This is a genomic window from Sphingomonas sp., assembly GCF_036388215.1.
Classification (GTDB): Bacteria; Pseudomonadota; Alphaproteobacteria; order Sphingomonadales; family Sphingomonadaceae; genus Sphingomonas.
The window spans coordinates 131,693-154,086 of the sequence record NZ_DASVSH010000012.1 but is presented as its reverse complement, the minus strand read 5'-3'; the positions used below and the strand labels follow the sequence as shown (position 1 = coordinate 154,086).

General features: G+C 64.5%; 26 protein-coding genes and 1 other RNA gene. 7 read left to right on the top strand and 20 right to left on the bottom strand.

The features are described 5' to 3' along the window. Positions 1-582: a LemA family protein gene (locus VF617_RS06170; protein WP_331013986.1), complete on the bottom strand. Its 582-nt coding sequence runs from the start codon at positions 580-582 to the stop codon at positions 1-3. A gap of 88 nt (positions 583-670) precedes the next feature. On the opposite strand from VF617_RS06170, the gene mscL reads away from it, so the two are divergent. After that, the gene (mscL, locus tag VF617_RS06165; RefSeq protein WP_331013985.1) at positions 671-1,105 is read left to right on the top strand and encodes a large conductance mechanosensitive channel protein MscL; all 435 of its coding nucleotides are present in this window, start codon (positions 671-673) and stop codon (positions 1,103-1,105) included. On the opposite strand, the gene VF617_RS06160 is transcribed toward mscL, so the two are convergent. Next, entirely contained in the window at positions 1,102-1,533 is a 432-nt protein-coding gene (locus tag VF617_RS06160; protein WP_331013984.1) for an Rrf2 family transcriptional regulator, read from the bottom strand. The genes mscL and VF617_RS06160 overlap by 4 nt on opposite strands. A gap of 53 nt (positions 1,534-1,586) precedes the next feature. On the opposite strand from VF617_RS06160, the gene ssrA reads away from it, so the two are divergent. Beyond that, positions 1,587-1,929: a transfer-messenger RNA gene (gene ssrA / locus VF617_RS06155) on the top strand. 139 nt (positions 1,930-2,068) lie between these two features. Beyond that, positions 2,069-2,557 (top strand): hypothetical protein, encoded by a 489-nt coding sequence (locus VF617_RS06150; protein ID WP_331013983.1) that lies wholly within the window; start codon positions 2,069-2,071, stop codon positions 2,555-2,557. Positions 2,558-2,871: 314 nt separating this feature from the next. Here VF617_RS06150 and pnp read toward each other — a convergent pair whose 3' ends face one another. The 5 genes from pnp to VF617_RS06125 form a co-directional block, all read right to left on the bottom strand. Further along, positions 2,872-5,250, bottom strand: coding sequence for a polyribonucleotide nucleotidyltransferase (pnp, locus tag VF617_RS06145; RefSeq protein ID WP_331013982.1), 2,379 nt, complete (start codon positions 5,248-5,250; stop codon positions 2,872-2,874). 158 nt (positions 5,251-5,408) lie between these two features. Then, a complete protein-coding gene (rpsO, locus tag VF617_RS06140) occupies positions 5,409-5,678 on the bottom strand; it encodes a 30S ribosomal protein S15 (protein ID WP_331013981.1) in 270 nt (89 codons plus the stop codon). Between the two features lie 21 nt (positions 5,679-5,699). After that, entirely contained in the window at positions 5,700-6,602 is a 903-nt protein-coding gene (truB, locus tag VF617_RS06135; RefSeq protein ID WP_331013980.1) for a tRNA pseudouridine(55) synthase TruB, read from the bottom strand. Positions 6,603-6,698: 96 nt separating this feature from the next. Beyond that, positions 6,699-7,079, bottom strand: coding sequence for a DUF6491 family protein (locus VF617_RS06130; RefSeq protein ID WP_331013979.1), 381 nt, complete (start codon positions 7,077-7,079; stop codon positions 6,699-6,701). A gap of 32 nt (positions 7,080-7,111) precedes the next feature. Further along, on the bottom strand, positions 7,112-7,696 hold the full coding sequence (locus tag VF617_RS06125; protein ID WP_331014023.1) for a thymidine kinase: 585 nt from the start codon (positions 7,694-7,696) through the stop codon (positions 7,112-7,114). Positions 7,697-7,749: 53 nt separating this feature from the next. On the opposite strand from VF617_RS06125, the gene VF617_RS06120 reads away from it, so the two are divergent. Then, positions 7,750-8,232 (top strand): hypothetical protein, encoded by a 483-nt coding sequence (locus VF617_RS06120; protein ID WP_331013978.1) that lies wholly within the window; start codon positions 7,750-7,752, stop codon positions 8,230-8,232. A 9-nt stretch (positions 8,233-8,241) separates the two neighbouring features. Here the strand turns inward: VF617_RS06120 and rbfA are convergent, their stop codons facing one another. The 5 genes from rbfA to rimP all read right to left on the bottom strand — a co-directional run bounded on the left by rbfA (position 8,242) and on the right by rimP (position 14,467). Beyond that, positions 8,242-8,637, bottom strand: coding sequence for a 30S ribosome-binding factor RbfA (gene rbfA / locus VF617_RS06115; protein ID WP_331013977.1), 396 nt, complete (start codon positions 8,635-8,637; stop codon positions 8,242-8,244). Positions 8,638-8,825: 188 nt separating this feature from the next. Then, positions 8,826-11,486 carry a translation initiation factor IF-2 gene (gene infB, locus VF617_RS06110; protein ID WP_331013976.1) on the bottom strand — a complete coding sequence of 887 codons (2,661 nt, stop codon included), beginning with the start codon at positions 11,484-11,486 and terminating at the stop codon, positions 8,826-8,828. An 8-nt stretch (positions 11,487-11,494) separates the two neighbouring features. Then, the gene (locus tag VF617_RS06105; protein ID WP_331014022.1) at positions 11,495-12,187 is read right to left on the bottom strand and encodes a DUF448 domain-containing protein; all 693 of its coding nucleotides are present in this window, start codon (positions 12,185-12,187) and stop codon (positions 11,495-11,497) included. 103 nt (positions 12,188-12,290) lie between these two features. Further along, entirely contained in the window at positions 12,291-13,916 is a 1,626-nt protein-coding gene (nusA, locus tag VF617_RS06100) for a transcription termination factor NusA (RefSeq protein WP_331013975.1), read from the bottom strand. Beyond that, positions 13,916-14,467: a ribosome maturation protein RimP gene (rimP, locus tag VF617_RS06095; protein WP_331014021.1), complete on the bottom strand. Its 552-nt coding sequence runs from the start codon at positions 14,465-14,467 to the stop codon at positions 13,916-13,918. The genes nusA and rimP overlap by 1 nt, the downstream gene beginning before the upstream one ends. Positions 14,468-14,735: 268 nt before the next feature. Between rimP and VF617_RS06090 the strand changes: the two genes are divergently transcribed. Beyond that, complete coding sequence (locus VF617_RS06090) at positions 14,736-15,866, top strand: PQQ-dependent sugar dehydrogenase (protein ID WP_414713969.1); 1,131 nt, start codon at positions 14,736-14,738, stop codon at positions 15,864-15,866. A gap of 14 nt (positions 15,867-15,880) precedes the next feature. Here the strand turns inward: VF617_RS06090 and VF617_RS06085 are convergent, their stop codons facing one another. Both VF617_RS06085 and VF617_RS06080 read right to left on the bottom strand, forming a co-directional pair. Continuing rightward, positions 15,881-16,255, bottom strand: coding sequence for a PaaI family thioesterase (locus VF617_RS06085; RefSeq protein ID WP_331013973.1), 375 nt, complete (start codon positions 16,253-16,255; stop codon positions 15,881-15,883). Further along, positions 16,252-16,692, bottom strand: a complete 441-nt coding sequence (locus VF617_RS06080) for a PaaI family thioesterase (protein ID WP_331013972.1) — start codon at positions 16,690-16,692, stop codon at positions 16,252-16,254. Before VF617_RS06080 ends, VF617_RS06085 begins: the two co-directional genes overlap by 4 nt. Positions 16,693-16,756: 64 nt before the next feature. Here VF617_RS06080 and VF617_RS06075 point away from each other — a divergent pair, with 64 nt between their 5' ends. Next, the gene (locus VF617_RS06075; protein ID WP_331013971.1) at positions 16,757-17,536 is read left to right on the top strand and encodes a crotonase/enoyl-CoA hydratase family protein; all 780 of its coding nucleotides are present in this window, start codon (positions 16,757-16,759) and stop codon (positions 17,534-17,536) included. Here VF617_RS06075 and VF617_RS06070 read toward each other — a convergent pair. From VF617_RS06070 to rarD, 4 genes are read right to left on the bottom strand one after another with little or no spacing between them, the layout of a single operon-like run. Next, the gene (locus VF617_RS06070) at positions 17,533-18,048 is read right to left on the bottom strand and encodes an SRPBCC family protein (protein ID WP_331013970.1); all 516 of its coding nucleotides are present in this window, start codon (positions 18,046-18,048) and stop codon (positions 17,533-17,535) included. The two genes, VF617_RS06075 and VF617_RS06070, sit on opposite strands and share 4 nt — an antisense overlap. Further along, a complete protein-coding gene (locus VF617_RS06065; RefSeq protein WP_331013969.1) occupies positions 18,041-18,487 on the bottom strand; it encodes an SRPBCC domain-containing protein in 447 nt (148 codons plus the stop codon). Before VF617_RS06065 ends, VF617_RS06070 begins: the two co-directional genes overlap by 8 nt. After that, positions 18,484-18,813, bottom strand: a complete 330-nt coding sequence (locus VF617_RS06060) for a metalloregulator ArsR/SmtB family transcription factor (protein WP_331013968.1) — start codon at positions 18,811-18,813, stop codon at positions 18,484-18,486. The genes VF617_RS06065 and VF617_RS06060 overlap by 4 nt, the downstream gene beginning before the upstream one ends. A 31-nt stretch (positions 18,814-18,844) precedes the next feature. Next, on the bottom strand, positions 18,845-19,753 hold the full coding sequence (rarD, locus tag VF617_RS06055) for an EamA family transporter RarD (RefSeq protein ID WP_331013967.1): 909 nt from the start codon (positions 19,751-19,753) through the stop codon (positions 18,845-18,847). A 129-nt stretch (positions 19,754-19,882) separates the two neighbouring features. Here rarD and VF617_RS06050 point away from each other — a divergent pair, with 129 nt between their 5' ends. Then, positions 19,883-20,809 carry a hypothetical protein gene (locus tag VF617_RS06050; protein ID WP_331013966.1) on the top strand — a complete coding sequence of 309 codons (927 nt, stop codon included), beginning with the start codon at positions 19,883-19,885 and terminating at the stop codon, positions 20,807-20,809. Here VF617_RS06050 and VF617_RS06045 read toward each other — a convergent pair. Continuing rightward, on the bottom strand, positions 20,802-21,104 hold the full coding sequence (locus tag VF617_RS06045) for a YciI-like protein (RefSeq protein ID WP_331013965.1): 303 nt from the start codon (positions 21,102-21,104) through the stop codon (positions 20,802-20,804). The genes VF617_RS06050 and VF617_RS06045 overlap by 8 nt on opposite strands. Further along, on the bottom strand, positions 21,104-22,390 hold the full coding sequence (locus VF617_RS06040) for a dihydrolipoamide acetyltransferase family protein (RefSeq protein WP_331013964.1): 1,287 nt from the start codon (positions 22,388-22,390) through the stop codon (positions 21,104-21,106). The genes VF617_RS06045 and VF617_RS06040 overlap by 1 nt, the downstream gene beginning before the upstream one ends. Positions 22,391-22,394 lie beyond the last annotated feature (4 nt).

Genomic DNA, 22,394 nt, shown 5'->3' with positions numbered 1-22,394 from the left:
TCAGCTTGCGTTTCCGAAATCGACCTTGGGCGCTGAGTCCGAGCCCTGTTGCGCCTGGAAAGGCACCATCGGCTTGGCGCCGTGGAAGATCCTGGCGCCGATCGCATCGGGAAAGGTGCGGATGCGGGTATTATAGGCCTGGACCGCGGCGTTATAGTCGCGGATCGAGATTGCGACGCGGTTTTCCGAGCCTTCGATATCGTTCATCAGCTTGCCGAAATTCGCCTGGCTCTTGAGGTCCGGATAAGCCTCCTGGAGCCGCTGGAGCGAGAGGCTCAGCCCGTTCTGCGCCTGGTTGAACGCCGAGACCTTGGCGGGATCGCTGAGATCGTCGCCGCTCAGTTGTATCTGCGTGGCCTTGGCGCGGGCGTTGGTCACGTCGCTCAGGATCTTGGCTTCCGAGCCGGCGGCGCCCTTTACGGTGGCGACGAGATTGGGGATCAGGTCCGCACGGCGCTGGTAATTCACCTGCACGTCGGCCCATTTCGCCTTGGCCGCCTCCTGCGCAGTCGGGACGCTATTGAGCCCGCAGCCCGAAAGCAGCACCGCCGGAACCAGCGCCAATATCGCACGCATCTTCATCGCATTCCCTCCGCCAATGTGCCTTGTTCTCATACGGCACCTACGCAAGATGGCGAAAGCGAAATCGGAAACAAGGGGGAGCGTAACGATGCTCAAGGAATTCCGCATCTTCATCGCGCGGGGCAACGTCCTGGACCTTGCGGTCGCGGTCATCATCGGCGCGGCGTTTGGCAAGATCGTCAGCTCGCTGACCGACGACATATTGATGCCGCTGATCGGCAAGCTTTTCGGCGGACTCGATTTTTCGAGCTATTTCATTGTTCTGGGCGAAGTCCCCGCGGCTTTGGCGAATTCGAGCGATTACGCGGCCCTCAAAAAGGCGGGCGTGCCGCTGCTGGGCTACGGCGCGTTCCTGACCGTCGCGGTCAACTTCCTGATCGTCGCGTTCATCATCTTCATGATCATTCGCTCGGTAAATCGCATGATGCCCAAGCCGGAAACAGCGCCGCCTGCACCTGCCGAAGAGCCCGCGGACATCGCGTTGCTGCGCGAAATCCGCGACCAGCTGCGCCAGAAGAGCTAGGCGGCGGCAAGATCTTCCGCGACTGCGTCGGCAAGGCTGGTGCCGTCGAGGATGCGCGCGGTTTCGTCGCGGACACGGGCCATCGCCTGGCGGATCGCACAGGCCGCCTCGTCCTTGCAATCGAGGCATGGGCGATAGGCGGTACGGCTGACGCAGGGGACGAGCGCGAGCGGTCCTTCGATCACGCGGATGATCTCGCCCAAGGATATCAGGTGCGAGGCACGGGCGAGGCGATATCCGCCCATCTTGCCCCGCGTCGAGGCAAGGAATCCGGCCTCGCGCAGATCGGCCAGGATCAGCTCGAGGAACTTGCGCGGCACATTCGCCTCGCCGGCGATGCGATTCATCGGAATCGGGTTGCCTGCGGCCGGCTGGGCGGCGAGGAATAACATAGCGCGCAATGCGTAACGGGACCGCTGGGTCAACATGGGTTAGGCCCATGCCAACCCGATGCGGCGTTGTGAAGTTGTTTTCGCCGAGTGCGGTTGCCGACGCACAAAACCGCTCCTATATAAACAGTGCCAGTTTCGGCCGGCTATGGCGATAAACGACGGTGTGCAATAGATGCAGCGGACGCGGGGGCAGTACCCGCCGGCTCCACCATAAACCTCGGGAAACCGAGGGTTTTTGACGGGGCCGAACCAGGATCGACGTGTGTTGAAAAGCGCCGACTTTTGCTCAGAATGGGACCACTGTGACGGCCCATTTCACAAGTGCCAACGATAACGAAGCACTCGCTATTGCGGCGTAACCCCACGGCCTAACGGCCTAAGGTTATTCTAAAATGCGCGGTTGGACCGCACCGGGCAACAGAAGCGGAAACCAGCGGTACGGGGGACACCGGGCAACAGAAGTCCCCCACTTCATTTCTTTAGCCGCCGCAATATCTGTCACGGCTTTTTTGCTTTTAGAATGTGGTGGGACGAACCAGAAGCTAGTGGGTTAATGCGGCTGGAGACTGCCATGAAACGCCTTCTGCCATTTCTGATATGCTGCATATTCGTTCCTGCTGCGGCTGCGCAGGAAGCACCCGCTTCTCTTCAGCCCGCCATAGATAACAGACCAATGCTCTGGCAAGATCTGCGATATGGCATGACTGCCGACGAAGCTGCGATCCTGTTACGCGCGCTCCCTGGCATCAGGGCTGCAGCGGTCAAACCATCCAAGAAAAAACCCCCTCGAATTGTAATGGATTATACTAAGGAAGGGGTGACGCTTCTTGGCCTCCGAAATGAGATCGGTCTAACCTTCGGATCGTCAGGTCTGGAGCAGGTCGATCTGCGAAGCGCCGCGTGTTTGGCGCTCTCGATGGAGAAATTTAAGGGTCTTCGAGACCTGATTTCTCAAAAATACGGCGCTGCGAGAACTCAAAAGGAAGTGAATGAAGCGAGAGACCTAACGGGCATTCGCGACTTTTGCAACTCCAGCTACCCGCGTGCTTCTTCGCGTTGAGATCGAGTATCCGCCCGTTGCGGCTCCAGCCCCGAGAGGAACCGGCAAAGTAGGCGAGCTTTTGAGCGGCCTTTCACAAGCAGCGGCAAATAGCGCTCAGGAGGCATGCCCTTCTGACGCCGGAGTGAAAGGAAATATCTCGATTACCTACCTGAGCGAGACTGTCATGTCCGCCCAAGATGCCTTCAGACGCAATGAGGAAGAGGCCGAAAAGGCGAAAGATAAGAGTACGCTTTAAAACCAATAGGAAAAAAGGGCCCGGCGTTGCCGCCGAGCCCTTCATCCCCTCCGAACTTTCGCCGGATATCTTAAGCTTAGTCCTTGTCGCCGGTCAGGAACGCGGGCAGGCCGATATTCTCGCCGCCTTCGTCCTTGCTCTCCGAACGCTCGGGACGCGGGCCGCGGCCTTCGCCGCCGCTGCGCGGGCCACGGTCGCCGCCGCCATCGCGGCGCGGACCGCGGTCACCACCGGGACCACGTCCACCGCCACCGCCGCCATCACGACGACGGTCGCCGTCGCGCTGCGGGCGATCACCGCGCGGACGGTCGCCGCCTTCGCGGGGCTCACGCGCCGGGCGTGTGTCGGGCAGTTCCTCGCCGGTTTCCTGATCGACGACGCGCATCGACAGGCGAACCTTGCCACGCTGATCGATCTCCAGGACCTTGACCTTGACTTCCTGGCCTTCGCTCAGGACGTCCGAGACCTTCTCGGTGCGCTCGCCGCGGATTTCGCTGACGTGGACGAGACCATCCTTGCCGCCCATGAAATTCACGAACGCGCCGAAATCGACGAGATTGACGACCTTGCCGGCATAGACCTTGCCGACTTCGGCTTCCTCGACCAGGCCCTTGATCCAGGCGATCGCCGCCTCGATCTGCGCGGGGTCGGACGACGAAACCTTGATCACGCCTTCATCGTCGATATCCACCTTGGCGCCGGTCGTCGCGACGATCTCGCGGATCACCTTGCCGCCGGTGCCGATGACTTCACGGATCTTCGACTTGTCGATCGTGAAGCTCTCGATGCGCGGAGCATGCGCCGACAGCTCTTCACGGGTGTGATCGAGCGCCTTGGCCATTTCACCGAGGATATGCGCGCGGCCTTCCTTGGCCTGCTCGAGCGCCTTGCGCATGATCTCTTCGGTGATGCCGGCGATCTTGATGTCCATCTGCATCGTCGTGATGCCCTCGGACGTGCCCGCGACCTTGAAATCCATGTCGCCGAGATGATCCTCGTCGCCGAGGATGTCGGAAAGAACCGCGAAGTCCTTGCCCTCGAGGATCAGGCCCATCGCAATGCCCGACACCGGGCGCTTGAGCGGCACGCCGGCATCCATCAGGCTGAGCGAACCGCCGCAGACGGTGGCCATCGAGGACGAGCCGTTGCTCTCCGTAATGTCGGAGAGCACGCGGATCGTATACGGGAACTCTTCCTTGGTCGGCAGCACCGGGTGCAGCGCGCGCCAAGCGAGCTTGCCGTGGCCGACTTCGCGACGGCCCGGGGCGCCGAAGCGGCCGACTTCGCCGACCGAATAAGGCGGGAAGTTATAGTGCAGCATGAAGTGCTCGTAATTGAGCCCGTTCAGGCCGTCGATCATCTGCTCGGCGTCGCGCGTGCCGAGCGTGGTGGTGCAGATCGACTGAGTCTCGCCGCGCGTGAACAGCGCCGAACCGTGCGCGCGGGGCAGGAAGTGCACCATCGCTTCGATCGGGCGGATCTGGGTGGTCGTGCGGCCGTCGATGCGGATGCCGTCCTTCAGGATCGCGCCGCGGACGATATCGGCCTCCAGCTTCTTCACCAGCTTGAGCGTGCCGAGATACTGGCCGGGATCGCTTTCCTTTAGGTCGGCGAACGCCTCGCGCGCCTTGCCGCGCGCGTCGTTCAGCGCGTTCTGGCGCTGCTGCTTGTCGGTCAGCTTATAGGCCGCGGCGATATCGTCGCCGATGGCCTTGCGCAGCTTCTTCATCGTGTCCGACTTGTCGGCGACCGGAGCAAGTTCCCAGGGGTCCTTGGCCGACTGCTCGGCGAGATCGATGATCGCGTTGACGGCCTGGCGGATCGCCTTGTGCGCGAACTGCACCGCGCCGAGCATGACTTCTTCCGAAAGCTCCTTCGCTTCGGATTCGACCATCATCACGGCATCGCCTGTGGCGGCGACGACGAGGTCAAGATCCCCTTCCTTGATCTGCGTATTGTTCGGGTTGAGGATATATTCGCCATCAACATAGCCGACGCGCGCGGCGCCGATCGGGCCCATGAAGGGCACGCCCGAGATGGTGAGGGCCGCGGATGCAGCGACCATCGCGAGGATGTCCGGCTCGTTCTCGCCATCATAGCTGAGAACCTGGCAGATCACGTTGATCTCGTTGTAGAACCCTTCGGGGAAGAGCGGGCGGAGCGGACGATCGATCAGGCGGCTCGTGAGAGTCTCCTTCTCGGTAGCGCCGCGCTCGCGCTTGAAGAAGCCGCCGGGGATGCGTCCCGCGGCCGAATACTTCTCCTGATAATGGACGGTGAGCGGGAAGAAATCCTGCCCTTCCTTGACCGAGCGTGCGGCCGTCACGGCGCAGAGCACGACGGTTTCACCCAGGGTCGCCATCACGGCGCCGTCGGCCTGGCGGGCAACGCGGCCCGTTTCCAGCGTGAGGGTTTCGCCGCCCCACTGGATTTCTACTTTCTTGGTATCGAACATTTGGTTTCCTTCACTCCCCGCGCCCGATGCGCCGGGGGGCCTATGTACGGGTTATCCGGCCCGTCCGGTTCGGGATGATCTTCACCCCTTAATGAGCCACAGACCGGAATGCCGGCGGCTCGAATGTCAAAAGGGCGCCGCACGGGCGCCCTTCTGGGTTACTTGCGGAGGCCCAGCTTGCCGATCAGGTCGGTGTAGCGGGTTGCGTCCTTCTTCTTCAGGTAGTCGAGCAGCGAACGGCGCTTGTTGACCATCATGAGGAGACCGCGGCGCGAGTGATTGTCCTTGGCGTGGCCCTTGAAGTGCTCGGTGAGGTTCACGATGCGCTCGGTGAGGATCGCGATCTGCACTTCGGGGCTGCCGGTGTCGCCGCTCTCGCGGCCATGTTCCTTGATGAGCGCGTCCTTGCGCTCGGCAGTGATCGTCATGTTTCTTCCTTCGACATCGCTTTACAGATTGAAACCGCGGACGACCCGGACAAATCCGGATTGCGCCTCCACCAGCGCGACCGGAATATCGTCCAGCAGCGCGAAATATTGGCCGTCTTCAGCGTCTGTCCCGTCCAGAACCTGCCCCCTGCGGAGCAGCCCTGCCTGGTCGGGATCGAGGAACAGAGCCGGGATGTCGTCCAGCCCCGCCCTCAACGGCAGGAGGAGGTGTTCAAGCTGGCGGGCCTTAGCGGCATCGGCCAATTTGTCCAGCGAAATTGCGGCATCGAGAGCGAAGGGCCCGGCCCTGATGCGGCGGAGCATGGTGACGTGGCCGACGGTGCCCAAGGCTAGCGCGATGTCGCGCGCCAGGGAGCGGATGTAGGTGCCCTTGGAGACATGGGCGGTGAGGGTGATGCCGTCCAACCTCTCGTCACGCTTGCCAACGCGGGGAAGGCTCACGGAAAGCGCATGGATCGTCACCGATCGCTTGGCAAGCACCACTTCCTCGCCGGCACGCGCCAGATCATAAGCCCGCTCGCCGCCAACCTTGAGCGCCGAATAAGCCGGCGGCGCCTGCTCAATCGCCCCGGTGAAGCGCGGCAGCACTGCCTCGACCTCGGCAAGCGTCGGCCGAACGGGAGAAGCGGCAATTCCCACACCCTCGCCATCCAGCGTGTCGGTCTCCACCCCGAAGCCGATCGTAAAGTCGTAGACTTTGTCGCTGTCGAGCATCCGCCCCGCAAGCTTGGTCGCCTGGCCGATCGCGATCGGCAGCACCCCGGTCGCCAGCGGATCAAGCGTGCCGCCATGGCCAACCTTGAACTTGCCGTATCCGCCATCGCGCAGCGCGCGTTTGACGGCGCTTACGCCCTGAGTCGAACCGAGACCCAAGGGTTTGTCGAGGATGATCCAGCCATGCACGCCTGCGCCCTAGAGCCTGTTCCGCTTTCGTGGAAGCGGCACCAGCCCTCTAACTAACAGACTCTGGCCGAGCAGCGCGGCGATGCAGCCAGAGGGTCAGCGGCGCGCCTTCCTGGCCTTCTTCGGCGGGGGGCCGCTGCGCACGATGCTGTTGATCCGGCAACGCTCACGCCCCACCAGAATCGTATCGCCGCGCTCAAGCGAACTGCCGCCGCCGAAGGTCTTGAAACCGATGCGCGTGGCGAACGGCAAATCATTGCAACGCGAAAAGAAGTCCGCATAAAACCAGTCGCGCCGTGAATTCTGGATGTAGATCCCGCGCCCGCCCGGTGCCGCGTGGAAATTGCGCGCGCCGCCATAGGTGATGAAGGGGATCGACACTTGGCGGCCTTCGGGCTCGGGCGCACGCTGGGCAGCGGCGGTGCCGGCGGTTAGCAACAGCGCGGGGAAGAGCGCGGCGGCGAGATAGTTCAACACGTATAACTCCTGAGAATAGTGGATAGAACCTTCTATTCCACAACACCTGTACGCTGCATGAAGTGCCGCCTGCACAAAGCGACGTAGCGCTCGTTTCCACCGACTTCGCGCTGCTCGCCCTCGCGAACCGCATTGCCCCCCTCATCGACGCGCAGGTTCATCGTCGCCTTGCGCCCGCATTCGCAAACCGACTTTATTTCGATCAGCGCGTCGGCGAGGGCCAGCAATTCGGCCGACCCCGGGAAGAGCCGCGCCTGGAAATCGGTGCGCAGGCCATAGCAGAGCACCGGTATGCCCACTTCGTCCGCAAGATGCGCGAGCTGGCGGACCTGCGCGGGCTGGAGAAACTGCGACTCGTCCACCAAAATGCAGGCGATCGGCGCCTTGAAATGCTCGTCCTCGGCGATCACCCGCAGATCGGTATCCTTGGCGAACGGGATCGCCGGCTCGGTGATGCCGAGCCGCGAATCTATCATCCCCTTGCCGCCTCGGTCATGCACCCCCGCGGTGAACAGCAGGGTGCGCATGCCGCGCTCGCGATAATTGAAATCCGCCTGGAGCAAGGTGGTCGATTTGCCCGCGTTCATGCTGGCGTAGTAGAAATAGAGCTTGGCCATGCCGGGGGCATAATGGCTTGCGCCGGATGGCGCAAAGTTCGACACTTCGCTGCATGAGCCTGATACTCTTCGCGCTGGTGGCGGCATGGCCCGCGCAGCAGCTCAGCGACGGTGATACGATCGTTGCGCTGGCATGGGAGCGGCGGCGCAAGGACGTTGCGGATCCGGCGGTGCAATGCATCGAACTCGATGGGCCATCAATGGCGGACAGGATTCGCCTCCCCGACCACATGATGCAGGTCGTCATCGGCAAGGATACGAGTCAGCAGCTTAACCGCGTGCGACTGCGCCGCATCGCCAAGGGAGAGGGACAGACGCTGGCTTTCGATATCAAGCGCCTCGGCCTTCCTGGGCCTTCACCGGCGTGCAAATACCGTTACTCGGTGAATGCCCCCGTCCAGATCGACGGCGGCATAGCCTATGTCCATGTCGGCATGCATTGCGGCAGCTTTTGCGGAGGCGGCGAAATCCTGGTGATGGAGCGCCGTGAGGGGACTTGGCGCATCCTTGAGGAACTTCTGTCTTGGGCGACCTGAGCCGACCCGCTATTCGTCGCCGGCCAGATCCTGCGCCACCTTCGGCGCGCGCAGCAGCTGGTCGATATGGGTGCCCTCGTCAAAGCTTTCGTCCGCGAGGAATTTGAGCTTGGCTGCGTATTTCATCTTCACCTTGGCGGCGACTTCGCGCTGGAGATAGGCGGTGTTGGTGCGCAGCGCCTTGAGCACCGCTTCCTCTTCCTTGCCCAGCAGCGGCTTCACGAAGACCGTGGCGTGGCGAAGATCGGGCGACATGCGCACTTCGGTGACCGAGACCATGTGCCGCGCCAGCGTCTCGTCATGCACGTCGCCGCGCGCCAGGATTTCGCTCAGCACGTGGCGCGTCTGCTCCCCCACCTTGAGCAGGCGGACGGAGCGCGTTTCGGGGGTCTCGGCGTGTTTCATAAATTCACCATAACAAAAAAGGGGCGCTCAACCGATCCCGGGAGCGCCCCCTTTAAACAGTCCGCTGCTCTACCTTTGAGCTACATGGGCATAAATGGCGCCCAAGACGGGATTCGAACCCGCAACCGTCGGATTAACTAATTACAAGTACCCTTATAAAGGGCTTGAAGTAAAAAGTCAATATATTCTCACAGCGTCCGTTCGCGCATCTCGACTTCGAAGGTTTCGAGGAAGTCGCCCGCCTTGATGTCCACGAAGTTTTGCGTGAAGGTCACGCCGCATTCCAGGCCCGCGCGGACCTCTGGGACATCGTCCTTGAAACGGCGCAGCGAAGCGATCTCGCCTTGATAGATGATCACATCCTCGCGGGTGATGCGCGCCTTGAGCGCTTTGCGGATGATGCCTTCGGTGACGAGCAGACCCGCCGCCTTGCCATGCTTGCCCGCCGAGAAGACCTCGCGGATTTCGGCGCGGCCGACCACCGTTTCGAATGCCTCCGGCCCGAGCTGCCCGGCCATGCCCGCGCGAATCTCGTCGGTGAGTTCGTAGATCACGTCATAATATTTGAACGCGACCTTCTGGCGATCGGCGATCTCGCGCGCCTTGGCGTTCGGGCGGACGTTGAAGCCGATGATCGGCGCGCCGCTGGCCCCCGCGAGCGTTACGTCGCTCTCGGTGATCCCGCCGACACCCGCATGGAGCACACGCGCCTTGATGTCTTCGGTGGAGATCTTGTTGATCGCGGCGACGATCGCCTCGACTGTGCCCTGCGTATCCGCCTTCACCACCAGCGGATATTCCATCGCCTGCTTTTCCTTGAGCGCCGAGAACATCGTCTCAAGGCTTGCGGGGGCATTGGTGGTGCGCTTGTTCTGGATCACGCCGGCGCGATAGGCCGCAACTTCGCGTGCGCGCGCTTCGTTCTCGACGACCTGGAGCGGATCGCCCGCCATCGGCACGCCCGACAGGCCGAGGATCTCGACCGGCATCGAAGGACTGGCTTCCTTGATTTGCTGGCCCTTGTCATTGACCAGCGCGCGGACCTTGCCGCTCTCGGCGCCGATGACGAAGACGTCGCCGACTTTGAGCGTGCCCCGGCCGACCAATACGGTGGCCACGGGGCCGCGCCCCTTGTCGAGCTTGGCTTCGATCACGGTGCCTTCGGCGGCGCGATGAGGATTGGCGCGCAGTTCGAGCAATTCGGCCTGGAGCTGGATCTTCTCGACCAGCTCGTCGAGCCCGGTCTTCTTGAGCGCGGAAACTTCGACATCCTGGGTATCGCCGCCCATCGCCTCGACCTGCACGTCATGCTCGAGCAGCCGCTCGCGGACGCGCTGGGCATTGGCCTCGTGCTTGTCGATCTTGTTGATCGCCACGATCATCGGAACGCCCGCGGCCTTGGTGTGATTGATCGCCTCGATCGTCTGAGGCATCAACCCGTCGTCCGCCGCCACTACCAGGATGACGATATCAGTGACGTTCGCGCCGCGCACGCGCATTTCGGTGAACGCTTCATGGCCCGGCGTATCGAGGAAAGTGATCTTCGACTTGTCCTTCAGCGTCACCTGATAGGCGCCGATATGCTGCGTGATGCCGCCGGCTTCGCCCTTGACCACATCGGTGCCGCGCAGCGCATCGAGCAGCGAAGTCTTGCCGTGATCGACATGTCCCATGATCGTGACCACCGGGGGGCGCGTCTTGAGCGTGTCAGCGGCATCGACATCGGTGTCGGCCGCCAGATCCACATCGGCGTCGGAGACGCGGACGATATTGTGGCCGAACTCGGTGACCAGCAATTCGGCGGTATCCTGGTCGATCGTCTGCGTCATCGTGACGGGCGAGCCCATCTTGAACAGCGTCTTGACCAGGTCGGCCCCCTTCTCGGCCATGCGATTGGCGAGTTCCTGCACCGTGATCGCCTCGGGAACAACGACGTCGCGGACCTGCTTGGCCTGCGGTTCGCGCGGGCCGCCCATTCGGCGATGTTCCTTCTCGCGGGCGCGCTTGAGCGCCGCGAGGCTGCGCGCACGCGCGCCGTCATTGTCGCCGAGCGCGCGATTGACCGTGAGCTTGCCCGATTGTCGACGGTCGTCGCCGGGGCGACCGGCGCCGCGGCTGGGGCGTGCGGGCGGCTCGGGCCGCTTGGGCGCGCCGCCGCCGGGAAGCGGGCGAGCGGCTTGCGGCTGAGCAGGTGACGCCGGAGCGGCTTCCTCCTGCGGCTCCACCACTGGCTTGGGCGCGGGGCGCGGGATTTCAGGACGCGCCACCGGCGTGAAACGGCGCGGGGCGGGGCGATTGGGATCGAGTGCGATAGCCACGGGCTCGGGGGCGGCTACGGGCTCGGGGGCGGCTACGGGCTCAGCTTCAGGCGCGGGAGCCGCGGGTGTAGGCTCTGGGGCCCGCGCGGCAGCCGGCTTGGACGGGTTGGCGGCTTCAGCCTCGGCGCGTGCGCGCTCTTCAGCACGGCGCGATTCGGCTTCGGCAGCCTCTGCGCGCTCGCGCTCTTCACGGCGGCGCGCTTCCTCGAGCGCGTTCATCCGCTGCTCGTCGGCTTCGCGCAGCAGCTTGGCCTGGCGCTCCTGGGGCGACAGCGTGTCGGCGGCCGGACGCGGCGCAGGGGCCGGCACGGGCGCGGGGGCGGGTGCGGCGGCAGGCTCGGGCGCCTGCGTCGCTTCCTCGGCGGCGGGGCCTTGCGGACCCAGCACGCGGCGGCGCTTCACTTCGACCACGACGGTGTTCGAACGGCCATGGCTGAAGCTCTGCTTCACCTTGCCCGTCTCGACCGTGCGCTTGAGGCCCAGCGGCGCGCGCATTCCCAGTTTCGGCTTTTCGTTCTCGGTGTCGCTCATGCGGCTGCCTAAAGTCCTTCAGTCTGTCGTTCGTCGTCGTTCGGCGCTTCCGACGGAAGCGCCGATGCGCCCTGCGCGATCGATACGCAAGGCACGTGCAAGGGTTCGGGTCCGATAAAGTGCAGCCAGCGGTTGAGCGCTTCGCTCACCCTCCTGGCCGCTTTGGCGTCGGTCAGGCCGGCATGTACCACATTTTCGCGGCCAAGGGCCAAGGACAATATGGTGCGCGGCAGCGGCAATGTTAAGCCCTTGAGATCGCTGCCCTCGCGGTCCGACCCAACTCGCCATGCCTGGGCGAGCTTGCCCGCGCCGTCAGCCCCGGCGTCGCTGGCGTGAAGCAGCATGTGAAGCTTGCCCGATCGCGCGGCCTTTTCGAGCTTCTCGCCGCCGGTGATGACTGCGCCCGATCGGGATTCGAGGCCGAGCCGGTCAAGCAGATTGCGCTGCAACTGGCCGGCGATCCGCTCGGGCAGGTCGTCCGGAATGCTGAGTGTCGCGTCTTTAAAGGCACGCACCAGGCTGCCGCGCAATCTGCCCTTGGCGATTGCTGCTTCAAGCTCCGCGCGGTTTACGCCGACCCACGCCCCGCGGCCCGGCGCCTTGGCGCGGACGTCGGGCAGCACTTCACCTGTGGGAGAGAGGGCCAGGCGAACGAGATGCTCGCGCGCTTCCCGCTCACCCGACAGGATGCATTTGCGAATCGGCTCGTTCGCCTCTCGCGCCTGGGCGGAGGCGTCGGCCGTGCCTTCCGGCCCCTCGCCGCGTGGGGGGCCGAACTGCTTCGCTCGTCTTACCGCGCGGGTATCATTGCTCGGATTCCGCAACTGCGTCCTCCGAGTTTGCCGCGGCGGCCGGAGCTTCATCCTCGAACCAGTGCGCACGGGCCGCCATGATGATCTCGTTGCCCTGCTCGTCGCTCAGGCCGTATTCGGCGAGCACGCCGCCCTTGTCCTCGGCGCGCTTGGGCGCATCCTCGTTGCGGCGGCGTGGCTCGATGCGCTTCTTCTGGACCAGCTCGTCGGTCGCCAGATCCGCCAGATCGTCGAGCGTCCTGATGCCCGCCTTGCCGAGCGTGACCAGCATCGCTTCGGTCATATAGGGCATAGTGGCCAGATCGTCCTCGACACCCAGTTCGCGGCGAAGCGTGCGATTGGCTTCCTCGCGCCGCTCGAGTGCCTCGACGGCGCGGCTCTGCAGCTCGGCGCCAAGATCCTCGTCGAACCCTTCGATCTCGGCGATTTCCGAAAGCTCGACATAAGCGACTTCTTCGAGGCTGCCAAAGCCTTCGGCGACCAGCAGCTGCGCGAGCGTCTCATCGACGTCGAGCTCGTTCTGGAACAGCTCGCTATTCTGGACGAATTCCTTCTGGCGCTTTTCGCTGGCATCGGCCTCGGTCAGGATGTCGATCGCTTTGCCGGTGAGCTGGCTGGCGAGGCGGACATTCTGGCCGCGGCGGCCGATGGCGAGGCTGAGCTGATCGTCGGGGACAACCACTTCGATGCGGTCATCCTCTTCGTCGATCACGACGCGGCTGACATTGGCCGGCTGGAGCGCATTGACGACGAAGGTCGCGGTGTCGGGAGACCAGGGGATGATGTCGATCTTTTCGCCCTGCATTTCCTGGACCACCGCCTGGACGCGGCTGCCCTTCATGCCGACGCAGGCGCCGACGGGATCGATGCTGGAGTCGTGGCTGATCACGCCGATCTTGGCGCGCGAGCCGGGATCGCGCGCGGCCGCCTTGATCTCGATGATGCCGTCATAGATTTCGGGCACTTCCTGCGCGAACAGCTTCTTCATGAAATCGGGGTGCGCGCGGCTGAGAAAGATCTGGGGTCCGCGGTTTTCGCGGCGGACGTTAAGGATGATCGAACGGACGCGATCCCCCACGCGGACGACTTCGCGCGGGATCTGCTGGTCGCGGCGGATGACGCCCTCGGCGCGGCCCAGATCGACCACGACGTGGCCGAACTCGACGCGCTTGACCAGGCCGGTGATGATCTCGCCCATCCGGTCCTTGAACTCTTCGTGCTGGCGCTCGCGCTCGGCATCGCGGACCTTCTGGAAGATGGTCTGCTTCGAAGCCTGGGCCTGGATGCGGCCGAATTCGATCGGAGGCAGCGGATCGACGATGAAGTCGCCGATCGCGGCGTCCTTCTGAAGCTTCTGCGCGCCCTTCAGATCGACCTGCTTGAAATAATCGTCGACCGCTTCGACCACTTCGACGACGCGCCAAAGCCGCAAATCGCCAGTAACGGGATCCAGCTTGGCGCGGATATCGTTCTCGCTGCCATAGCGATTCTTCGCGGCGCGCTGGATCGCGTCTTCCATCGCCTCGATGACGATGGCGCGGTCGATCAACTTTTCTTTCGCGACCGAATCGGCGATCGCGATCAGCTCGGCTTTGTTCGCGGAAATGGCAGTGGCCATCAGTCTTGTTCCTCTGCTTCGAATTCGTCTGCGCCCTCGCTCGAAAGCGGGGCAGTTGCGGCGATGAGCCTGTCGGTCATCACGAGTTTGGCTTCTTCGATCTGGTCGAACGGCAGGAAGTGGGTCACATCCTGCGTGTCCGTGATGGACACGATCTCACTTTTAGGTTCGACACCGGCGAGATCGCCCTTGAATTGCTTCCGGCCGTCGAGCTTCTCGGTCAGGCTGATGCGCGCCTCATGCCCCTTCCAGTCCTCGAAATCCTGGAGGCGCGTGAGCGGCCGATCGATCCCGGGGGAGCTGACTTCGAGGCGATAGGCATGATCGATCGAGTCGCGGCCCGCAGCTTCCAATTCGTCGAGCTTTTCGGAGATGCGGCGCGAAAGATGGGCGCAATCGTCGATCGAGAGCTGGCGCGTATCGGGGCGCTCGGCCATCACCTGAAGTGTCGGATCGCCGGCGCCGCCGAACATCTTGACGCGCACCAGATCGAGCCCGAGCGCCTTGGCTTCGGGTTCGATCAGCTTGGTCAATGCGGCGATATCCGCCAAAAAGATCTCCGGCATTAGGTATTTTGGCAGATAAGCAGCTTCTGCGACCGCACCCGGGGGAGCGGCCTCGAACATGTTTGACGATGTCGAGAAAGCACGGGCGATATACGCGCTTGCCCAGGGCGGGGCAAGGCCTGTCAGCCTGGCCCGTCAACCAACGCCGATGACGATGGGAAATGCGCAATTTCGTTACCAGTGTGACGATGGGCATGACGCGACCGCCACGATGCGCTAGCGCTTTTTCATTAGAAATCCCGCCGGAGTATTCCTGATGTCCTATGCCCGCACTCTCCTGCCCGCCGCCGCGCTGCTTGCTGCGTGCAATCCGCAATCAGGGGCTGTAGCGCAGGACTCCGGAGCCCAGGATGGCCGGCCGTTCAGCGTTACCGAGGTGGCCGAGTTCGTCTCGCCCTGGGCGATGACCTTCCTGCCAGATGGGCGCATGCTGATCACCGAAAAGGCCGGAGCGATGCTGCTCGTCTCGCCGGACGGCAAGACACGCGCGGCGGTAAGCGGCATTCCGGCGGTGTCGAGCGCGGGGCAAGGCGCATTGATGGACGTGGTGCTCCACCCGGAATTCGCCAGGAATCACTGGGTCTATTTCAGCTATTCCGAAGCGCGCGCCGATGGGCTGAAGGGCGTGGTCCTGGCGCGGGGCACGCTGAGCGATAGCTCCTCGCCCAGCCTCCAAAACGTCGAGACCTTGTTCCGCGCCGACCCCTATGTCGAAGGCAACGGGCATTTCTCCGGACGCATCCTGTTCGCGCCCGACGGGCATCTGTTCTTCACCAATGGCGACCGCCAGAAATTCACTCCGGCGCAAGACCCCAAGGCGACGCTCGGCAAGGTGCTGCGCCTCAACGAGGACGGCACCGCGGCCAAGGGCAATCCGCTGGCCGCCAAGGGATTTCATCCCGCGGCGTGGACCTATGGAAACCGCAACCTGCTGGGCATCGCGTTCGACCCGAAGGGCAATCTCTGGGAAGTCGAAATGGGCCCCAAGGGCGGCGACGAAGTCAATTTGATCAAGCCGGGGGTGAATTACGGTTGGCCGAACGCTTCGAACGGGAGCCATTATGACGGCAAGGACATCCCCGATCATGCCCCCGGCGACGGCTATCAGGCGCCCAAAATCTGGTGGAACCCTTCGATCTCGCCCGGCGATCTGATCGTCTATTCGGGCAAGGCCTTTCCTGAGTGGCGCGGGGACATCCTGATCGCGGCGCTCTCGGGCAAGGCGCTGATCCGCATCGAGCTGAACGGCACCGATGCCAATAAGGCCGACCAATGGGACATGGGCGCGCGCATCCGCGAAGTCGAGCAAGGTCCAGACGGCGCCGTCTGGCTGCTGGAGGACGGACGCAAGGGGCGACTGCTCAAGCTGATGCCCAAGCGCTGAACCCTTTTTGACGCTCAGCGCACGATCAGATAGTTCATCCGGGCAGAGGCGATCGGGCGATCGGGCTCGTCTTGCCAGGCAACCGCCTCGACATTGGCGACGCGGTTGCCGAGCCGAGTGACCACGCCTTTGGCCCGGGTCGGCTTGTCGCGCCCGCCCCGCATATAATCGACGGTGAGGTTGATGGGCTTGATCCGCGCCCCGCCCTCGCCGGCCAGCGCCTGCTTGAGCGCGGCGACCGCTGCCATTTCGAGCAGTCCGCCGATCGCGCCGCCATGCAGGAAGCCGGGCCGGCCGACGACATGCGTGCCGAACTCCATCACCAGCACCGGTGCATCCTCGCCGGGCTCCTGGGTGAGCCCGAGCAACTGGGAATATGGCACGCTCACCAATAGCCCTCCGTCGCCATGAAGGTGCCCGCGACATTGGCGAGCGGATCGCCTGGATCGCCGTCATGCGCCTGGCCGCGCACGAATGCGATCGACCGCGTGATCCGGTAGCATTCGCCGCGCCCGATCACGGCGTGCCCCGGCCGCGCGGGCCGCAGATAATCAATGCGCAGGTCGAGCGTCGCATGCGCGTGCAGCCGATCGAGCTTGAGCCACACGCCCACGCTCGTCGCCATATCCATCAGCGCGAGGATCGGCCCGGAAGCGATCACGCCCGAAGCAGGATCGCCGATGAGACGCTCGTCATAGGGGAGCGCGAGCTCCGCCCAATCCTGGCCATGCGCGTGATAGGCGATGCCGAGCGTGCCCCCATGCCCGTTGAAACGGCCGCCGAACAGCCGCTGGGGATCGAAATTGCGGGGCGCATCGTCGCTCATCGCCGCGCCCCTAGCCCGCGCGCCGGTCTCTGTCTAACCTCGCGGTGCAGGCAGGAGGTGCGGGATGGACGAGCAGCGCGTCACGATCGATATGCAGGTGGGCGTGGCGCATGTCCGGCTCAACCGCGCGGACAAGATGAACGCGCTCGATCCGGCGATGTTCGCGGGGATCATCGCCGCGATCGGCGAGCTGGCGGCCATGCCGGGGCTGCGCTCCGTGGTGCTCTCCGGCGAAGGCCGCGCCTTTTGCGCGGGGCTGGACATGGCGAGCATGGCGGGCGCTGGATCGGGCGTGGACCTGGAGGCCCGCACCCACGGCGTGGCGAATGATTTCCAACAGGTCGCCTGGGGCTGGCGCATGCTGCCGGTGCCGGTGATCGCCGCGATCCACGGAGTCGCGTTCGGCGGGGGGCTGCAGATCGCCAGCGGCGCCGATGTACGCATCGCCGCGCCGGGCACCCGACTGTCGGTCATGGAGATGAAGTGGGGTATCGTTCCCGACATGGCGGGCTTTGCGCTGTGGCGCGGCAATGTGCGGGACGATGCGCTGCGCGAGGCGGCCTATACGGCGCGCGAGTTCGACGCGGCCGAAGCGCAGGCGATGGGCTTCGTCACTCGGCTGGCGGACGACCCGCTCGCCGAAGCGCTGGCGCTGGCGCGCAGCATCGCCGAACGTAATCCGCATGCCGTTCGCGCCGCCAAGCGCCTCGCCAATCTGGAGGGTGACACAGCCGCGATCCTGCTTGCCGAAAGCCGCGAGCAAGCGGCGTTGCTGCGCACGCCCAACCAGATGGAGGCAGTAATGGCGAACATGCAGAAGCGCCCGCCACGTTTCGCCGATTAGCCGATCGCTGCACTGGCCCGCGCTTCGGCGGCCGCATGGAGAGTCCAGAAATTGGCGATATGCTCGCCGCGCAGGCGCTTTTCGAGCACGTCGAGATGTGCGCCCCAGCCGCCGCCGAAATTGATCGCCCCCTCGGGATTGGGGATGCCGCTATGCGTGAGCGTCAGCCGGGTACGCTCGCCGAGATCGTCGAGTTCGATCGCGACCTGGCCGTTCGCGCCTTCGTCCCAGGTAAAGGCGAGCAGACGCGGCGGATCGATCGCGGTGATCGTCTCGTGCCAGGATTTCCCCTGATAGGGCGCGTATTTCTCGGGGAAAGGCACGTCCTCGTCCGAGAGATTGCCGTGGGCCATCGTCATGCCGAGCTTGCCGCCGACGCGCGGCTCGGTCGGCCCGGCCATGAACCAGCGCGCCCGCAGATCGGGATCGATCAGGTAGCGCCAGACGGTCTCGCGCGGCGCATCCAGCTCGCGTTCGAAAACCAGTTCGCCGGCCTTCAAGGTATCAGCCATCATCCCTCTCCATCACTCGGCCCAGGCTTTCGAGGATCATCGTCCAGCCATGCCGCGCCTGTTCTTCGTAAGGCGCCCATTCAGGGTCCATTTCGTGGGTGAGCCTGAGCGAGCAGCCGTCGCCCCTCGTCGCGATCTCGATCGACACGCGGGTCCAGTCGCCGTCCCCGGCAGGGTCGGCCGCAAAGAGAAAGACCAGCCGGCGGGGACGCTCGATGGCTTCGAATTGCATGCGGTGATGCGCGTCGCCCCCCGCTCGTCGCTCGACGATCAGCGCGCGTCCACCGACGCGTGCGTCGATTTCGCATCTTATCATCTCACCATCAGCCGTGGCGAACAGGAAGCGGCTCGCCTGCGCGGGATCGAGCCAGGCATCGAACACGCGCTCCGGGCTCGCGGCGTAATCGCGCGTAACGGTGAGAACGACGGGACCCGTCATGCGCCAGCGCCGTCCTGCTCGACCAGCCGGGCCAGCGCATCGAGCCGGACGGTCCAGAATTTCTCCCATTGCCGCAGCCATAGCTCGGCTTCGGCAAGCGGCGCCGGGGCGAGGCTGCAAATCTGCGCCCTGCCCGCCTTGCGGCGCTGGACCAGCCCCGCGCCTTCGAGCACCTTCACATGCTTGGCGGCGCCGGCGAAGCTCATTGCGAAGGGCTCGGCAAGCGCGCCGATGCTTTTCTCGCCGAGTGCGAGATCGGCAAGCATTCCACGCCGGGTGGGATCGGCCAGGGCATGGAAGGTGGCGTCGAGTCGTTGTTCAACCATATGGTTTAACATAGACAGCGAACAGCGATTGTCAACCGATCGGTTTAACATCCGGCACCGGCGCGCGCATCGCTCGAATGCTGTCCCAAGCGAAAAGCGCGCATCCCGCCCAGATCAGCGGGAAGGTGATCAAATGCGCGGGCCTGAGCGCCTCACCGAGCAGGAGCGCGATCCCGAATTGCATGCTGGGGGCCAGATATTGCATCAGCCCGAGCATGGAGAGCGGCAAGCGGCGCGCGGCCCCGGTAAACAACAGCAGCGGAGCCGCGGTTACCACCCCCGCCGCGAGAATCAGGGCGTCGAGCCGCCACGACTGACCGAATCCGGTGGCATCATAGGAGGCGCTATAGGCGAGCCAGGCAAAGCCCAGGGGCGCCAGCAACATGGTTTCGAACGTAAGCCCGCCCAGCGCGTCGATCGCCGCCACCTTTCGGACTAGCCCGTACAGGCCGAAGCTCGCGGCCAGCACGAGCGATATCCAGATCGCGCCGCCGCCACTTATCGCCATCACCGCGACTCCCGCTGCGGCCACGCCGATCGCGACTCCCTGCCATCTGCGCAGCCGCTCGCCGAGTACCGCCATGCCCAATGCAACGTTGACCAGTGGATTGATGAAATAGCCCAGGCTCGATTCGAGCACATGGCCGTGCTGGACCGCCCAGATATAGACGAGCCAGTTGACGGCGATCAGCACCGAGCTGGCGAAGAGCAGCAGCAAGGTTCGCCCGCGCGCCGCCGCCAGCATCGCGCGCCCGCGCTTGAGGATCAGCACGATAGCCAGGAGCAGAGGGACCGACCATGCGACTCGGTGGGCCAGGACCTGCAATGCCGGAACGCCGGCAAGCGCATGGAAATAGAGCGGCAGCACGCCCCAGATCGCATAGGCGCCCAATGCGTAGCTCAGGCCACGGCGATCGATCGAACTTATGGGAGCAATCATGGCGGGGGCCATCGCGCGGACGGGTGCGAAGGGCAAGCAATGCCGGTTTCTCCACTGCAAAGCCGAAATGCCCTGCACGGTTTGCGCTCGGGCGTTTGGCCGCTAAAATACGCGAAAGGGGAGGAATTCATGGAAGATTTCTACGAGGCGGAGCTGCGGGGTCCGCATGATCACCCGGTGCTCGCAACTCTTGCCGGCTGCGCGGTGCTTGTCGCCGCCGCGTTGCTGGTGCCCCGCATGCTGCCCGCTTATCCGCACATGATCCTGGTCGGCGCCGGGGCGGCCATGGGCTTCGTGCTGTGGCTGATCGGCCTGGCTGTGACGACACGCCATTCGCGGCTGGGCTGGATCGCGGGATCGCTGGCGATCCTGCTCGGCGCGGGCGCGCTGGCCGGAACGCTGGCGCACCGCCAATATGAAGCGGGCGGCCGCGCGGACCCCAGCACCTTTGCCGAAATCGAGTTCGGCCCCGAAGGCGCGCCGATCCTGCCCAAGGATGCAGCCAGCCGGGGACCGATCTCGCGCCTGTTCGCCGAATCGGTGCAAGCGGACGCCAGGGGTCGCCGCGAATATATGGAAACATTGGGCAAGCTTGGCGTGGGCAATCTCAACAGCCCCTATCTGCTGGCGCAGAACCCGCAAACGCTGGCCAATTGCGGCAAGCTCGACGAAGTCCGCGCGATGGCGGGCAAGCATAGCGGAGAGCGTGGCCGGCGCCGGGCCGAGCTGGGCCGCGCGATCGATCGGGCGGCGATCGACGGCGGCCTAAAGCAGGCGATCGGCGAGATGGCCTTTCCGCATGGCAAGGCCGATCCGGTGCTGGCCAATCAGCTCGCCAGCCTGGACGCAACCGCGGAGCTGTGCGCGCTGCTCGCCAGGCGCGGCTGGTATAACGCCAATGCCTATTTCGGCTTCAACAGCGGGGCGGATGCCGCGCGCTACAAGGCGATCCAGGCGCGGCGCGCCAGGCTGGCTAGCGAAGCCGAGAAGATCGACAAAGCGAGCGTCGAGCACATGAAGCAGGGGCAGGCAAAGCTGCAGGCTCTGCTCAGCTAGCGGGGCGCACCGGAGTGGCCGCCTGCTCCCCCGCCACGGTGGTCCAGGGCAGCACGCGCCAGCCAGTGACGATGCCGGAGTTCACATAGGGATCGGCTTGGGCGAAGGCATGCGCGGCCTCTGCATCGGTGAAGAGCAGCAATGCGCTCTCCACCGGATCGCCGACCGCGCCGCCCAGCACCAGCTCGCCGCGATCCGATGCGGCCCAGGCTAGCCCCAGATGCGCGTCGCGGAATTCGCCGCGGCGCGCGAGATAATCGGGCGCGAGATCGTAGCGGAGCAGGAAATGCGCCATCAATCGGCGAACAGCAGCACGGGCGTCTCGACCAGCTTCTTGAGCGCCGCGACGAAGCTCGCGGCGTCATGGCCGTCCACGACGCGGTGATCGCAACTGATCGAGAGGTTCATCAGCTTTGCGCGAACGATCTCGTCGCCCTGGAATATCGGCCGCTCGACGATCTTGTTTGGCCCGATGATCGCGACTTCGGGACGATTGATTACCGGCGTGGTGACGATGCCGCCAAGCGGCCCGAGCGACGTGATCGTGAGCGTCGAGCCGCTCAGCTCTTCCGACCTGGCCTTGCCGGTGCGTGCGGCCTCCGCAAGCCGGCCGATCTCGGACGCGAGCTGCCAGACATTGAGGTCCTGCGCGTCGCGAATCACCGGAACCATGAGGCCCGCATCGGTCTGCGCCGCCATGCCCAGATGGACGCGGCCATGGCGGGTGACCACGCCGGCCTCATCGTCATAGCGCGCGTTGATCATCGGGAATTGCGGGATCGTGCGGCAAATCGCGACGATCAGGAAGGGGAGCATCGTCAGCTTGGGGCGACCCCCGCGATTGGCGTTGAGGTCGGCGCGCACTTCCTCAAGCGCCGTCACGTCGATTTCGTCGACATAAGTGAAATGCGGGATCGCACGCTTGGAGGCGGCCATGTTCTCCGCGATGCGCCGGCGCATGCCGATCACCTTGACCGCCTCGTCCTCGCGGGCGCGGCTGGCATGGGGAGCGCGGTAGCCCTGTCCGCTGCCGTAGCGGAGGAAGGCATCAAGATCGGCGTGGCGGATGTGGTTGCCGTCAGATTTGACGGAGCCGAGGTCTACGCCGAGGTCCTTGGCGCGGGCGCGGACGGCGGGGGAGGCGAGGATTTGGGCGTGGGGCATCTCCTCCGCTCGGCCTGAGCTTGTCGAAGGCCCGCTTTCCTCTTGCGTTGCGCTTGCGGCTACAGGCCCTTCGACAGGCTCAGGGTGAGCGGGGGGTGAGGTGGCTTCCTCAACGCCCGGATTCTCCGCCTCCAGCACATCCTCGCTCGGCGGGGCGGTCTCTTCGGCAGCGTCGCCGTCGGTCTCGACCACGATCAGCGCGGACCCGATCGGAACCTGATCGCCCACTTCGCCCGCGATCTCGAGCACCACGCCCGAGACCGGCGATTCCATCTCCACGGTCGCCTTGTCGGTCATCATGTCGGCGACCTGCTGGTCCTCCTCTATGCGATCGCCTACTTGCACGTGCCAAGCGACGATCTCGGCTTCCGAGATGCCTTCGCCGATATCGGGCAGACGAAAGGTGAAACGGGCCATTGCG